This is a genomic window from Microbacterium oxydans, assembly GCF_000956525.1.
Lineage (GTDB): Bacteria > Actinomycetota > Actinomycetes > Actinomycetales > Microbacteriaceae > Microbacterium > Microbacterium oxydans_A.
Genome location: NZ_JYIW01000026.1, coordinates 459,524 through 473,216 on the forward strand (window position 1 = coordinate 459,524; position 13,693 = coordinate 473,216).

A 13,693-nucleotide genomic window follows, 5' to 3' on the forward strand; every position below is an offset into this window, starting at 1 on the left:
CCTGATCAGGAGGTCCATCATGGCCGGACACCACAACAAGGGCATCATCGATCCCCCCATCGACAACCTGCTCGACCGCGTCGACTCGAAGTACGAGCTCGTGATCTACGCGTCGAAGCGCGCGCGTCAGATCAACGACTACTACTCCGACCTGCACGAGGGCAACCTCTTCGACAACGTGGGCCCGCTCGTCGACTCGTCGGTCGAGGACAAGCCGCTCACCATCGCGCTGCACGAGATCAACGAGGACAAGCTCCGCCTGCGTCACGCGGAGTGATATTCGGGACCGCGCCGCCCACACTGTCGGAGGCGCGGTCCAGAATGGGTGTATCAGCCCTTTCCCTGTCTCACCCCGTTCTGGAGCATCGATGAGCGCCCTGCGTCTGTTCACGTCCGAGTCCGTCACCGAGGGGCACCCGGACAAGATCTGCGACCAGATCTCGGACAGCATCCTCGACGGGCTGATCGCGAAGGACCGGGAGTCCCGCGTCGCGGTCGAGACCCTCGTCACGACCGGCCTCGTGCATGTCGCCGGTGAGATCCGCACCGAGGCCTATGTCGACATCCCCACGATCGTCCGCCAGGTCGTGAACGGCATCGGCTACACATCGAGCGATACCGGCTTCGACGGCGATTCGTGCGGTGTCAGCATCTCGGTGGGGGAGCAGTCGACCGACATCGCCCACGGTGTCGACAACGCGCAGGAGCATCGAGACGGTTCGTCTGTCGATCCTCTCGACGGGCTCGGCGCCGGCGACCAGGGCATCATGTTCGGGTTCGCGACCACCGAGACCCCGCAGCTCATGCCGATGGCCGCCTTCACGGCGCATCGCATCGCCGAGCGCCTCACCGAGGTGCGCCGCAGCGATGAGCTGCCGTTCCTGCGCCCTGACGGCAAGACCCAGGTGACGCTCGGGTACGACGGGTTCACGCCGAAGACGGTCGACGCCGTCGTGGTCTCGACGCAGCACCACCCTGACATCTCGCAGGACGAGCTCAAGCAGCTGGTCCGCGCGCAGGTCATCGATCCGGTTCTCGCGAACACCGGCCTCGACCTCGACGACGTCACGTACTACATCAACCCTGCCGGCCCCTTCGTCACGGGCGGACCGAAGGGCGACGCCGGTCTCACCGGCCGCAAGATCATCATCGACACCTACGGCGGTGCGTCGCGGCACGGCGGTGGCGCGTTCAGCGGCAAGGACCCGTCGAAGGTCGACCGCTCCGGCGCCTACGCCACCCGCTGGGTCGCGAAGAACGCCGTCGCCGCGGGGCTCGCCGATCGGCTCGAGGTGCAGGTCGCCTACGCGATCGGCGTCGCGCGTCCGGTCGGGCTCTACGTCGAGACGTTCGGCACCGGCAAGGTCTCCGACGACGTGATCATCCGCGCGATCAACGACGTGTTCGACCTCCGCCCGCAGGCGATCATCGAGCAGCTCGACCTGCTGCGGCCGATCTACGCGAAGACCGCGGCCTACGGCCATTTCGGTCGCGAACTGCCCGAGTTCACGTGGGAGCGGACCGACCGCGTCGAAGAGCTGCGCCGCGCTGCCGGGCTCTGAGGGGGCTCCGGTTCCCGTGAGCGTCGAGGGTCGGCGCATCGCGCGAGTGCTCCTGGACTCACCGCTGCCCCAGCTGGACCGCCTGTTCGACTATGCGCTGCCCGCCGAACTCGGCGACGTGACGATCGGCGTGCGCGTGAAGGTGCCGCTGCGCACCGCCGGACGCGTCATCGAGGGCTACGTCGTCGAGATCGACACTGAGGACGACGCGGATCGCCCCCTGTCCGAAGTCGACAGCATCGTCTCGCCGGTGCCAGTCCTGCCGGAACGTCTGCACCGGCTGGCACGGCGCGTCGCGGATCGTGCCGCAGGCTCCGCATCCGATGTCCTGCGGCTCGTCATCCCGAAGCGACAGGTGCGCGTCGAGAAGGCGTGGACAGCCGACACCCCGGCCATCGTGCCGGCCGCGGAGCTGCTGACCGACGCCGATGACGTGATCGCGCATTACGCCGGTCTCGCCGAGGTGCTGGCCGGGAGCGAGCGCGCAGCGGTCGAGGCGATCCCGGGGTTCCGCGACGGTGTGCCGGCCTGGGCGGCGCTGCTGGCCGCGAGTGCGACTCGGATGCTCGCTGACGGCCGCTCGTCGATCCTGGTCGTCCCCGACCACCGCGACCTCGATCGTCTGCTCGAAGCGCTCGAGCTCCTGACGCCGGCCGATGCCGTGGTGCGCTTCGACTCGCGGCAGACGAACCCCGATCGGTACCGCTCGTTCCTCCGCACCCTCGAGGATGCGCCATGCATCGTCGTCGGCAACCGTTCGGCGGTCTACGCACCGGTGACCGCCGGGCTCGTCGCCGTGTGGGACGACGGCGACTCACTGCTGAGCGAACCGCTCGCACCATACGTGCACGCCCGTGACTCGGCGCTCCTCCGGCAGGAGCAGGACGAGTGCGCGCTGCTGTTCGTCGGGCACACCCGCACCACCGATGTCGAGCGTCTCGTCGTGCTGGGCTGGCTGCAGGACATCCGTGCTGCGCGCCGCGTGCTCCCGCGAGTGGTGCTCAGCACCCCGAACGAGATGGAACAGCCGACGGCGCAGCGGATGCCGTCCTCAGCGTTCCTCGCGGCACGCAACGCGACCGCCGATGGTCCGGTGCTCGTGCAGGTGTCCCGCCCTGGGTTCTCGCCGTCGCTGGTCTGCGCGGAATGCCGCGCCCCTGCCCGTTGCGCGCACTGTGGTGGTCCGCTCGGCGCGCGCCATCGCGGCGCCGTGCCGGTCTGCGGCTGGTGCGGGCGCGCCGCGCGGGCATGGGCCTGCCCTGCGTGCTCGTCGACCAAGCTGCGTCTGGCGTCTTCCGGCAGCGAGCGCACCGCAGACGAGCTCGGTCGTGCGTTCCCGGGCGTCAGGGTGATCGTGGCCGATAGTGCGCACCCGGTCGAGCGCGTCGACGCGAAGCCGGCCCTCGTCGTGGCCACTCGAGGCGCCGAACCGGTCGCCGAGGGCGGCTATCGCGCGATCGTGCTGCTCGACGGCCCCCGCATGCTGCAGGCGCCTGATCTGCGGATCGGCGAGTCGTGCCTCCGATGGTGGTCGAACGCGGCTGCCCTGGCGGCTCCCAACGCTCCGATCCATCTCGTCGGCGTCGACGGTGAGACCGCTCGGGCGCTCGCGACCTGGAACCACGCCGGTTACGCGCGATCCGAACTCGAGAGCAGGGCGCCGCTGCACATGCCGCCGACCGCACGCGTCGCCGTGGTCGAGGGAACTGCGCCGTCGGTGTCACGCGCCCTGATCTCGCTCGGCGAGCTCGCCCTGCCGTCCGACGCGGTGCTCGGGCCGGTGCCGGTCGAATCCGACGACATTCCGCCGCGGGTCCGCGCCCTCGTGCGCTTCGACTACGGAGCCGGATCGAGGGTCGCGACCACCCTGCGCGCCTCGGTCGTCGCCGAAGCCGTCGCGAGTCGCCGCGGTCGCGGCCGCAATCCTCGCAGCACTCTCGCGGTGCGTCTCGATATCCTCGATCCTGAACTCTGACCCGGAGAACCTTCCATGCGCCTCGTCTTCGCCGGCACACCCGATGCCGCCGTCCCCACCCTGCACCGCCTCGCGTCCGACCACGGCGTCGCTGCGGTCATCACCCGACCCGATGCGCCGCTCGGCCGCAAGCGCGTGCTCACGCCATCTCCGGTGGCACGTGCCGCCGATGAGCTCGGCATCCCCGTGATCAGGGCCGCGCGCCTCGATGACGAGGTCACGCAGCGCATCGCCGCGCTCCGCGTCGAGCTCGGGGTCATCGTCGCCTACGGCGGTCTGGTGCGTGAGCCGCTGCTCTCGACGCCGAGGGCCGGATGGATCAACCTGCACTTCTCGCTGCTTCCGCAGTGGCGCGGCGCGGCCCCAGTGCAGCGGGCGCTGATCGCCGGCGACGCGCGTCTGGGCGCCAGCGTGTTCCAGCTCGTGCCAGAGCTCGATGCGGGTGACGTCTTCGCGAGCCGTGCGTTCGATGTCCCGGATGCCGCGACGGCTGAGGTCGCGCTGCGAACGCTCGCCGAGGCGGGTGCCGAGCTCACCGCCGAGGTGGTGTCGGGGATCGCAAACGGCACCGCGATCGCACAGCCGCAGCAGGGGGAGGCCAGCTACGCGGCCAAGCTCACCCTCGAGGATGGCGTGCTCGACTGGTCGCAGCCTGTCGAGGTCGTGTTCGCGCGCTTCCGCGGGGTGACCCCGGAACCTGGGGCGCACACCACGATCGACGGCCAGCGCCTCAAGATCCTCGAGGCGGCACCCGCGTTCGATGCCGAGGCGCTGCCGTCCGGGCACATCACGGCCACGAAGTCCGCTGTGCTCATCGGCACGGCGTCGTCGCCGCTCGCCGTCACCCGCGTGCAGCCAGCAGGCAAGGGCGCCATGCAGGCAGCGGATTGGTGGCGCGGTCAGCGCGCCGCAGAAGGGCTGCGTGCCGGATCATGAGCGAAGGACAGCAGAGACGACAGCAGCGGGGTCCGCAATCGGGCGGACGATCCGGCGGACGCGATACGGGTGGCCGCGCGCGGCAGTCGCAGGGCGGGCCGCGCGGTCCCGTGCGCACCGTGCAGCCGGCACGACGGGTGGCGTTCGACGTGTTGCGGGCGGTGTCGGAGGTCGACGCCTACGCCAACCTCGCGCTCCCGGGCGCGATCGCCGAGGCCGGCCTGACTCCGCAAGACGCCGCGCTGGCCACCGAGTTGACCTACGGCACCCTGCGTCGCCGCGGCACGTACGACGCGATCATCGCCGCAGCGGCGGAGCGCGACGTCGACAGCATCGACCCGGTCGTGCTCGATGCGCTGCGGCTCGCGGTGCACCAGCTGCTCGCGACCCGCGTCGCATCGCATGCCGCCGTCAACGAGTCGGTGAATCTCGTGGCGACCGCGGTCGGACGCGGCGCCTCGAGCTTCGCCAACGCGGTGCTGCGGCGCATCTCCCGCGACACGCCGGAGCAGTGGGAGGAACGCATCGAACAGGATGCGCGTTCCGACGACGAACGGCTCGCGCTGCGCACGGCGCACCCGGTCTGGGTGATCAGAGCGCTGCGTCGTGCCCTCGCCTCCGAGGGCCGAGCAGATGAGCTGGAGGACCTGCTCGACGCAGACAACGCCTCGCCGGAGGTCACGCTCGTCGCCCTCCCTGGACTCGCCGAGCCGGGCGAGCCGCGCCGCCCCTTCGCCGAGACGGCGTTCGCCTCGCCCGGCGGTGATCCGCACACCATCGTGGCCGCGTCCGGCGGCAGGGTCCGCGTGCAGGACGAGGGGTCCCAGCTCGTGGCGCTGGCCCTCGCCGCTGCGGCACCGGTCCGCGCAGGTGAACGCTGGATGGATCTCTGCGCCGGCCCCGGTGGCAAGACCGCGCTGCTCGCGGCGATCGCCCGGCCGCAGGATGTCGACATCGAGGCGAACGAGGTGGTCGCTGCTCGCGCGGGGCTGGTCCGTAACGCGCTCCGCGCCGTGCCTGGCGAGGTGGTCGTGCACCAGGGGGACGGCCGTGACCTCGGCACGACCCGACCGGCCGCGTTCGACCGCATCCTCGTCGACGCGCCCTGCACCGGCCTCGGCGCCTTGCGTCGGCGTCCGGAGGCGCGGTGGCGCAAGACTGCGGCCGACGTCGCAGAGCTCGTGCCGCTGCAGGTCGAGCTGCTGAACTCGGCGCTCGACGCGCTGGCACCCGGTGGCATCGTGGCGTACGTCACCTGTTCGCCGCACCTGGCCGAGACGACCGGCGTGGTGCAGGACGTGCTCCGCGGGCGCAGCGACATCACCGAGCTCGACGCCAGAGCGGTGGTGTCAGGGCTCAGCATGTCGCCGATCGATCTCGCCGATGACGGACGCACGACAACGGGCTCCGTCCAGTTATGGCCGCACCGTCACGGCACCGATGCCATGTTCCTCGCGCTGCTCCAGCGCGCACCGAAGGAGAGCTGACACCATGGATCTGCCCAGCGCACCGCGCATCAATCCGAGCATCCTCGCCGCCGATTTCGTGAACATGCAGGCGGATCTCGCCCGGATCGCGACCGCCGACTTCGCGCACGTCGACGTGATGGACAACCACTTCGTGCCGAACCTGACGTTCGGTCCGCAGATGGTCGAGCGCATCCAGGCGACGAGCCCGATCCCGCTCGATGTGCACCTGATGATCACCGACCCGGACCGCTGGGCCCCCGAGTACGCCGAGATCGGCGCCGCGAGCGTCACCTTCCACCTGGAGGCGGCCGCAGACCCGATCTCGCTCGCGCGTCGGATCCGTGACATCGGCGCCCGGGCAGGTGTCGCGATCAAGCCGGGCACGCCGGCGGACGGTCTGTACTCGGTGCTCGACGAGTTCGATCAGATCCTCGTGATGACGGTCGAGCCCGGATTCGGCGGCCAGGGATTCATGCCCGAGACCATGCCGAAGCTGCGCACGCTGGCCGAGGAGGCGAAACGTCGCGGCTCGCGTGTCTGGCTGCAGGTCGACGGCGGCATCTCCGACAGCACGATCGAGATGGCAGCGGCCGCAGGAGCCGACACCTTCGTCGCCGGCTCCGCGGTGTACGGCGCAGATGACATCGAGGCGGCCGTCACCCGGCTCAGGGACCGCGCGCGAGCCGCTAGCCTTGAATCGTGAAGACTTTCGACGAGCTGTTCGCTGAACTCACCCTCAAGGCGCAGACCCGCCCTGAGGGTTCCGGAACGGTCGCGGAGCTCGACGGCGGCATCCACACGATCGGCAAGAAGATCGTGGAAGAGGCCGCCGAGGTCTGGATGGCGTCCGAGTACGAGACCGACGAGGCGGCTGCAGAGGAGATCTCGCAGCTGCTCTACCACCTGCAGGTGATGATGATCGCGAAGGGTCTCAGCCTGCAGGATGTCTACCGACATCTGTGATGCGCTCCGTTCCCACTCCTTCGAACTGAAAGCAATCCATGCTGCGCATCGCTGTTCCCAACAAGGGCTCGCTCTCCGAGACCGCTGCCGAGATGCTCGCGGAGGCCGGATACGCCGGTCGTCGTGACCCCAAGACCCTGCACGTGATCGACGCCGACAACGACGTCGAGTTCTTCTTCCTCCGTCCGAAGGACATCGCGACCTACGTCGGCTCCGGTGCGATCGACGTCGGCATCACCGGTCGAGACCTCCTGCTCGACGCACGGATGCCGGGCGCGCGCGAGATCGAGGCGCTCGGTTTCGCCGGCTCCACGTTCCGTTTCGCCGCGCCGTCCGGACGCTACACCGACGTGTCTCAGCTCGACGGGCTGCGCATCGCGACGTCGTACCCCGGACTCGTCGATGCGTTCCTCGACGAGCGCGGCATCGCGGTCGACCTGGTACCGCTCGACGGTGCCGTCGAATCCGCTGTTCGACTCGGCGTGGCCGATGCGGTCGCCGATGTCGTCGAGACCGGCACCACGCTGCGTCAGGCCGGCCTCGACGTGTTCGGCCCGGTGATCCTCGAATCGGAGGCCGTGCTGATCGCTGGTCCTGTCGACGCCGAGGGTTCTGAGACACTGCTGCGCCGCCTGCGCGGCGTGATGGTCGCCCGCCGCTTCGTGATGATCGACTACGACCTGCCGGTCGCACTGCTCGACGATGCAGTGCAGATCGCGGGCGGCGTCGAATCGCCGACGGTGTCGCCACTGCGCGATCCCGAATGGGTTGCGGTCCGGGTCATGGTCGCCCGCTCCAGGGTCAACCCAGTGATGGACGCGCTCTACGCGCTCGGCGCACGGGCCATCCTGGTCACCGCCATCCACAACGCGAGGCTCTGATGACGCTCGCCAGCCGGGTCATCCCGTGCCTCGACGTCGCGGCAGGACGCGTCGTCAAGGGTGTGAACTTCGAGAACCTCCGTGACATGGGCGACCCGGTCGAGCTCGCACGGCACTACGCCGCGCAGGGTGCAGACGAGATCACCTTCCTCGACGTCACCGCGACGGTCGACGAGCGCGCCACCACCTACGATGTCGTGCAGCGCACGGCCGAGCAGGTCTTCGTGCCGCTGACCGTGGGCGGGGGAGTGCGCAGCGTCGACGACGTGGCGCGCCTGCTCGCGGTCGGTGCAGACAAGGTCGGTGTGAACTCCGCGGCGATCGCGCGTCCTGCCCTGGTGGGGGAGATCGCCGATCGTTTCGGCGCGCAGGTGCTGGTGCTGTCGCTCGACGTGAAACGCGCAGACACCACGCCCTCCGGCTTCGTCGTCACGACGCACGGCGGACGCACGCAGACCACGCTCGACGCGGTCGAGTGGGCACGCGAGGCAGCCGAGCGCGGTGCCGGCGAACTGCTCGTGAACTCGATCGACGCCGATGGCACGCGCGACGGCTTCGACCTCGAACTCGTCCGCCTCATGCGCGAGGTCGCGACCGTGCCGGTGATCGCCTCAGGCGGCGCAGGCACCGTCGAGCATTTCGCCCCGGCCATCAAGGCGGGTGCGGATGCCGTGCTCGCCGCGAGCGTGTTCCACACCGGAGCGCTCACCGTCGGAGCTGTGAAGGAAGCGCTGCGCGCTGAGGGAGTGATCGTCCGATGAGTGATCTCGAGACCCGGATCGCACAGGTCGCCTGGAACGCCGACGGACTCGCTCCGGTCATCGTGCAGCAGTGGGACTCCAGCGAGGTCCTGATGCTCGCCTGGGTCGACGCCGAGGCGCTCCGCCGCACCCTCACGTCCGGTCGAGCCACGTACTGGTCGCGGTCTCGCCAGGAGTACTGGCGCAAGGGCGACACCTCCGGCAACATCCAGGTCGTGCACGAGGCGCGACTGGACTGCGACGGAGACGCGATCCTGTTGCGGGTGGACCAGACGGGCCCGGCGTGTCACACCGGCACGCGGACCTGCTTCGACACGACCGACCTCGAAGCCGCTCCGGGGAGCGCCGCATCGTGAACATCGCGCGGCGCGGCCGCTCCCTCTCGGTGATGGGGTTCCTGCTCGCCGGAGCCATCGGCATCATCTCGTCGACGCAGACCTGGGTGACGGTCGAACGTGCGGATGCCGGGGAGGCGATCCTGGTTCCGGGCGCTTCCGCGCTGGTGCTCCTGGCACCGCTCAGCCTCGCAGTGCTCGCCCTCGGAGCTGCGCTTGCGATCTCCGGGCGCGTGTTCCGACTGATCTTCGGCGTCCTCGCCGGGGCATGTGCCGTGTTCCTCGGCTGGAGCACGCTGCAGCTGCTGATCTCGGTGCCCGAGTCGGCGATCGCGCCCACCGTCACCGAGGTCACCGGCCTTGCGGGCACGGCAGCACTCGCGGATGTCGTGCAGTCCGTGGCACCGACCGCGTGGCCCGTGATCGCACTCGTCGGCTGGGTGATCCTGCTCGCGGCATCGCTGCTCGTGCTGATCACGTGGCGTCGGTGGAAGGCGGGTGGCCGCCGCTACCGCACCACGACGGAGGAGCCGGTCGTGCACGACGGACCCGTCGATGCGGTCGATTCCTGGGACGACCTGTCCCGTGGAACCGACCCGACGCGCTGACCCCGATAGACTGACAACCGATCCAGATCGCCGTCCCCGGAGGAGAACATGACCAACCCGATCGCCGACCCCGGCCACGGACACTCGCCGGCCGCATGGACCGCCGTGATCATCATGCTGTTCGGCTTCGTCCTCGGCACGCTGGCATTCTGCCTCGCCGAGTTCAGCCCGATCTGGGTCGCCCTCATCTGGGTGGGTGCGGCGATCGTTCCGATCGGTGCGCTGGTCGGTGTGGTCCTCGCCAAGGCCGGATACGGTGTGAGAGGCCCCAAGTACGCCCCGAAGGCGCACTAATGGTGCTCGCCGACCTGACGGCCGGCGCTGTCGCCGACGCAGAGCGTCGTTCGCTCACGAAGCCGCTGGCAGTCGTGGAACGGGAGGCGCTCGCGCGCCCCGCGGCCAAGGACGCCCTCGCGGCGCTGGCACCTGCCGACCGCGTCAAGATCATCGCCGAGGTCAAGCGCGCGAGCCCATCGCGCGGCGCGCTCGCGTCGATCCCGGACCCCGCCCACCAGGCCTCGCTGTACGAGACCGGGGGAGCGTCTGCGATCAGCGTGCTCACCGAGGAGCGTCGCTTCGGCGGCAGCCTCGCCGATCTCGAGGCCGTCACGGCCCGCGTCTCGGTCCCGGTGCTTCGCAAGGACTTCATCGCGACGCGGTACCAGGTGCTCGAGGCTCGTGCCGCTGGCGCCGACCTGGTACTGCTCATCGTCGCCGGTCTCGACCGAGCGGTGCTGCACGAACTCTTCGCGTTCATCACCGAGCTGGGTATGACACCGCTCGTCGAGACGCACTCGGCCGAGGAGCTCGAGGTCGCGATCGACCTCGGGGCCCCGCTGATCGGCGTCAACGCTCGTGACCTCACCACGCTCGAGCTCGATCGCGACCTGTTCGGACGCCTGTCCGACCGCATCCCCGCGACCGCGGTGAAGATCGCCGAATCCGCGGTCCTCACCCCCGACGACGTCGCCCATTACCGCTCGGCCGGTGCCGACGTGGTGCTGATCGGCGAGGCGCTCGTCACCGGCGACCCGGTCGCCACACTCGCACGTTTCCTGGAGGTCTGATGAGCCTGCGCGACCAGCACGGTCCGTACTTCGGTGACTTCGGCGGCCGGTTCATGCCGGAATCGCTGATCGCCGCGATCGATGAGCTGTCGGCGGCATATGCCTCCGCGATGGCCGATCCCGAGTTCACGGCCGAGCTGGCGTCATTGCTCAGCTCGTACGCGGGTCGCCCATCGGCGATCACCGAGGTCGCTCGATTCGCCGAGCACGCGGGTGGTGCACGGGTGTTCCTCAAGCGCGAGGACCTGAACCACACCGGCTCGCACAAGATCAACAACGTGCTCGGTCAGGCGCTGCTCACCAAGCGCCTCGGCAAGACGCGCGTGATCGCCGAGACCGGCGCAGGCCAGCACGGCGTCGCCACCGCGACCGCCGCCGCACTGTTCGGCCTGGACTGCACGATCTACATGGGCGAGGTCGACACCGAGCGCCAGGCACTCAACGTGGCGCGCATGCGACTGCTCGGCGCCGAGGTCGTCGCGGTGACCTCCGGTTCGCGCACGCTCAAGGACGCGATCAACGACGCGTACCGCGACTGGGTTGCCTCGGTCGAGACGACCAACTACATCTTCGGTACCGCCGCCGGCCCCCACCCGTTCCCCGCGATGGTCCGCGACTTCCAGAAGATCATCGGCGAGGAGGCGCGCGAGCAGCTCCTGGCCGAGGTCGGCCGACTGCCGGACGCCGTCGTCGCCTGTGTCGGCGGCGGGTCCAACGCGATCGGCATGTTCGACGCATTCCTCGACGACGAGGGCGTGAAGCTCTACGGTGTCGAAGCGGCCGGTGACGGTGTCGACACGCCTCGCCATGCCGCCTCGATCGAGCGCGGACGCCCCGGCGTGCTGCACGGCGCCCGCACCTACGTCCTACAGGACGGCGACGGCCAGACCGTCGAATCGCATTCGATCTCGGCCGGACTCGACTACCCGGGCGTCGGCCCTGAGCACTCATGGCTCGCTGACATCGGCCGCGCGGAGTACATCCCCGCGACCGACGACGAGGCGATGCAGGCGCTGCGCCTGCTCAGCCGCACCGAGGGCATCATCCCAGCGATCGAGTCGGCGCACGCCCTCGCCGGCGCGCTGCGGATCGGCCGCGAACTCGGCCCGGACGGCGTGATCGCGATCTGCCTCTCCGGACGCGGTGATAAGGACATGGATACAGCGGCACGGTACTTCGAGCTGTATGACAAGGCCGCACTCGAGCACGATGTGACCGAGGAGAGCGCCGAGCAGGACGCCGCCTCGAAGGGGGAGCCAGAGCTATGAGTCGCGTGGAACAGGCGATCGCCGCCGCTCACGATGCCGGTCGCAGCGCGTTCGTCGGCTACCTCCCCGTCGGCTTCCCCGATCTGCAGACGAGCATCGACGCCGCGATCGCGCTCGCGCAGAACGGCGTCGACATCATCGAGCTCGGCCCGCCCTACAGCGACCCGGTCATGGACGGTGCGGTGATCCAGGAGGCCACGACCGCAGCCCTGGCCGCCGGTTTCAAGACCGCCGACCTGTTCACGGCCCTGCGGGCGATCACCGCGGCGACCGATGTCCCTGTCCTCGTGATGACCTACTGGAACCCGGTGATGCAGTACGGCGTCGACCGCTACGCCGACGACCTGCTCGCCGCGGGCGGCGCTGGCCTCATCACTCCGGACATCACGCCTGAGGTCGCTGGTGACTGGATCGCCGCGAGCGAGCGCACCGGTCTCGACCGCGTCTTCCTCGCCGCGCCGACATCATCCGATGAGCGTCTCGAGCTCGTCGTGAAGTCGTCGACCGGCTTCGTCTACACCGTGTCGACCATGGGCATCACGGGGGAGCGCACCGAACTCGACCGCGCCGCCCGCACCCTCGTCGAACGCCTGCGCGCCCATGGCGCAGTGCGCGCCTGCGTCGGCATCGGCATCTCCACCGCCGAGCAGATCGCCGGCGTCTCGGAGTACGCCGACGGCGCGATCGTCGGCACCGCACTCGTCCGGGCGCTCCGTGATGGCGGCATCCCCGCCCTCGCCGAAGTCACCCGCTCCCTGGCCTCCGGCACGTCGTCGGCGCGCTCCATCCCCTCGAACTAGAATCGCACTCATGTCCCTCGCGCTTCACAGCACCTTCACCGGTGTGCTCGCCAGCATTCCGAGCCCGCCCGTGTCCTACATCGACCTGGGTCCGCTGCGGATCCACTTCTACGCGCTCTGCATCATCGCCGGCATCATCGCGGCCGTGATCCTGACGAACCATCGTCTGACCAAGCGTGGCGCGGAGCCGTGGGTCGTGATCGACATCTCGATCCTCGCCGTGCCGATCGCGATCGTCGGTGCGCGCATCTTCCACGTGCTCACGCACCCGAACTTCTACTTCGGTGAGGGCAAGAACACCTGGAACCCGTTCGAGCCGGGCTCGGTGTGGGCGATCTGGGAGGGCGGCATCGCCATCTTCGGCGCGCTCATCGGTGGCGCGATCGGCGCGTACCTCGGTTGCCGCTGGACCGGCATCCGCTTCTGGACCTTCGCCGATGCCCTCGCTCCCGGCCTCCTGCTGGCGCAGGCCATGGGGCGCTTCGGCAACTGGTTCAACCACGAGCTCTTCGGTCTGCCGACCGACCTCCCGTGGGGCCTCGAGATCGAGTCCACGAACTCCGCGTTCCCTCCGGGCCTTCCCGAAGGCACGCTGTTCCACCCCACGTTCCTGTACGAGGTGCTCTGGAACGGTCTGGGTGTGCTCGTGCTGCTGTGGCTCGGCCGCAAGCTCTTCTTCCAGTGGGGTCGCCTGTTCGCGATCTACCTGATCTGGTACAGCGCCGGTCGCGTGGTCTGGGAGTCGATCCGCATCGACCCGAGCGAGATCATCCTGGGTCTTCGCAGCAACGTCTGGGCCGCGATCATCGGCATCGTCGTCGGCATCGCCATCCTCATCGTGCAGTCGCGTCGTCACCTCGGCCTCGAGCCCTCGCCCTACAAGCCGGGGCGCGCGCGGAAGGATCTGGACGCTGATGTACAATCGCAGGACAATCCCCATGATTTCGTTGACGTGAGCGAGCCTCCGTCCGAGGAAGTCTCAGCAGGAGCCACTGCCACAAGCACTGCTCCCACACGCACCGCTCCCACGAGCGAGGCAGGCACTCGATAAGCCGCCCTCGTGGTGGG

The 13,693-nt window shown here is 69.4% G+C and carries 16 protein-coding genes; all 16 read left to right on the forward strand.

Annotation, left to right across the window (positions count from 1 at the left end):
• The first annotated feature begins 19 nt into the window (after positions 1–19).
• Positions 20–277 (forward strand): DNA-directed RNA polymerase subunit omega, encoded by a 258-nt coding sequence (gene rpoZ / locus RS83_RS14820; protein ID WP_045280265.1) that lies wholly within the window; start codon positions 20–22, stop codon positions 275–277.
• Positions 278–368: 91 nt separating this feature from the next.
• Positions 369–1,562, forward strand: coding sequence for a methionine adenosyltransferase (gene metK, locus RS83_RS14825; RefSeq protein WP_045280266.1), 1,194 nt, complete (start codon positions 369–371; stop codon positions 1,560–1,562).
• Between the two features lie 16 nt (positions 1,563–1,578).
• On the forward strand, positions 1,579–3,537 hold the full coding sequence (locus RS83_RS14830; RefSeq protein ID WP_156153222.1) for a primosomal protein N': 1,959 nt from the start codon (positions 1,579–1,581) through the stop codon (positions 3,535–3,537).
• A gap of 15 nt (positions 3,538–3,552) precedes the next feature.
• Complete coding sequence (fmt, locus tag RS83_RS14835; RefSeq protein ID WP_045280267.1) at positions 3,553–4,473, forward strand: methionyl-tRNA formyltransferase; 921 nt, start codon at positions 3,553–3,555, stop codon at positions 4,471–4,473.
• Positions 4,470–5,960: an RsmB/NOP family class I SAM-dependent RNA methyltransferase gene (locus RS83_RS14840; RefSeq protein ID WP_082071685.1), complete on the forward strand. Its 1,491-nt coding sequence runs from the start codon at positions 4,470–4,472 to the stop codon at positions 5,958–5,960. Before fmt ends, RS83_RS14840 begins: the two co-directional genes overlap by 4 nt.
• A gap of 4 nt (positions 5,961–5,964) precedes the next feature.
• Positions 5,965–6,645, forward strand: coding sequence for a ribulose-phosphate 3-epimerase (gene rpe / locus RS83_RS14845; protein ID WP_045280268.1), 681 nt, complete (start codon positions 5,965–5,967; stop codon positions 6,643–6,645).
• Positions 6,642–6,905, forward strand: a complete 264-nt coding sequence (locus tag RS83_RS14850) for a phosphoribosyl-ATP diphosphatase (RefSeq protein WP_045280269.1) — start codon at positions 6,642–6,644, stop codon at positions 6,903–6,905. The genes rpe and RS83_RS14850 overlap by 4 nt, the downstream gene beginning before the upstream one ends.
• Before the next feature lie 38 nt (positions 6,906–6,943).
• The gene (hisG, locus tag RS83_RS14855; protein WP_045280270.1) at positions 6,944–7,786 is read left to right on the forward strand and encodes an ATP phosphoribosyltransferase; all 843 of its coding nucleotides are present in this window, start codon (positions 6,944–6,946) and stop codon (positions 7,784–7,786) included.
• Positions 7,786–8,547 carry an imidazole glycerol phosphate synthase subunit HisF gene (hisF, locus tag RS83_RS14860; RefSeq protein ID WP_045280271.1) on the forward strand — a complete coding sequence of 254 codons (762 nt, stop codon included), beginning with the start codon at positions 7,786–7,788 and terminating at the stop codon, positions 8,545–8,547. The genes hisG and hisF overlap by 1 nt, the downstream gene beginning before the upstream one ends.
• A complete protein-coding gene (gene hisI, locus RS83_RS14865; RefSeq protein WP_045280272.1) occupies positions 8,544–8,903 on the forward strand; it encodes a phosphoribosyl-AMP cyclohydrolase in 360 nt (119 codons plus the stop codon). Before hisF ends, hisI begins: the two co-directional genes overlap by 4 nt.
• Positions 8,900–9,490 (forward strand): Trp biosynthesis-associated membrane protein, encoded by a 591-nt coding sequence (locus RS83_RS14870; RefSeq protein WP_156153223.1) that lies wholly within the window; start codon positions 8,900–8,902, stop codon positions 9,488–9,490. The genes hisI and RS83_RS14870 overlap by 4 nt, the downstream gene beginning before the upstream one ends.
• 48 nt (positions 9,491–9,538) lie before the next feature.
• The gene (locus RS83_RS14875) at positions 9,539–9,784 is read left to right on the forward strand and encodes a DUF6704 family protein (RefSeq protein ID WP_045280273.1); all 246 of its coding nucleotides are present in this window, start codon (positions 9,539–9,541) and stop codon (positions 9,782–9,784) included.
• A gap of 2 nt (positions 9,785–9,786) precedes the next feature.
• Positions 9,787–10,557, forward strand: a complete 771-nt coding sequence (trpC, locus tag RS83_RS14880; RefSeq protein WP_045280876.1) for an indole-3-glycerol phosphate synthase TrpC — start codon at positions 9,787–9,789, stop codon at positions 10,555–10,557.
• Entirely contained in the window at positions 10,557–11,825 is a 1,269-nt protein-coding gene (gene trpB / locus RS83_RS14885; RefSeq protein ID WP_045280274.1) for a tryptophan synthase subunit beta, read from the forward strand. Before trpC ends, trpB begins: the two co-directional genes overlap by 1 nt.
• Positions 11,822–12,625, forward strand: coding sequence for a tryptophan synthase subunit alpha (gene trpA, locus RS83_RS14890; RefSeq protein WP_045280275.1), 804 nt, complete (start codon positions 11,822–11,824; stop codon positions 12,623–12,625). The genes trpB and trpA overlap by 4 nt, the downstream gene beginning before the upstream one ends.
• Positions 12,626–12,635: 10 nt before the next feature.
• Positions 12,636–13,676 (forward strand): prolipoprotein diacylglyceryl transferase, encoded by a 1,041-nt coding sequence (lgt, locus tag RS83_RS14895; protein ID WP_045280276.1) that lies wholly within the window; start codon positions 12,636–12,638, stop codon positions 13,674–13,676.
• Positions 13,677–13,693 lie beyond the last annotated feature (17 nt).

Excerpts from the sequence above, each read along its gene's own strand:
- rpoZ (WP_045280265.1), top strand. The coding sequence starts at position 20 with ATGGCCGGACACCACAACAAGGGCATCATCGATCCCCCCATCGACAAC.
- metK (WP_045280266.1), top strand. The coding sequence starts at position 369 with ATGAGCGCCCTGCGTCTGTTCACGTCCGAGTCCGTCACCGAGGGGCAC.
- fmt (WP_045280267.1), top strand. The coding sequence starts at position 3,553 with ATGCGCCTCGTCTTCGCCGGCACACCCGATGCCGCCGTCCCCACCCTG.
- RS83_RS14840 (WP_082071685.1), top strand. The coding sequence starts at position 4,470 with ATGAGCGAAGGACAGCAGAGACGACAGCAGCGGGGTCCGCAATCGGGC.
- rpe (WP_045280268.1), top strand. The coding sequence starts at position 5,965 with ATGGATCTGCCCAGCGCACCGCGCATCAATCCGAGCATCCTCGCCGCC.
- hisG (WP_045280270.1), top strand. The coding sequence starts at position 6,944 with ATGCTGCGCATCGCTGTTCCCAACAAGGGCTCGCTCTCCGAGACCGCT.
- hisF (WP_045280271.1), top strand. The coding sequence starts at position 7,786 with ATGACGCTCGCCAGCCGGGTCATCCCGTGCCTCGACGTCGCGGCAGGA.
- hisI (WP_045280272.1), top strand. The coding sequence starts at position 8,544 with ATGAGTGATCTCGAGACCCGGATCGCACAGGTCGCCTGGAACGCCGAC.
- RS83_RS14875 (WP_045280273.1), top strand. The coding sequence starts at position 9,539 with ATGACCAACCCGATCGCCGACCCCGGCCACGGACACTCGCCGGCCGCA.
- trpB (WP_045280274.1), top strand. The coding sequence starts at position 10,557 with ATGAGCCTGCGCGACCAGCACGGTCCGTACTTCGGTGACTTCGGCGGC.
- trpA (WP_045280275.1), top strand. The coding sequence starts at position 11,822 with ATGAGTCGCGTGGAACAGGCGATCGCCGCCGCTCACGATGCCGGTCGC.
- lgt (WP_045280276.1), top strand. The coding sequence starts at position 12,636 with ATGTCCCTCGCGCTTCACAGCACCTTCACCGGTGTGCTCGCCAGCATT.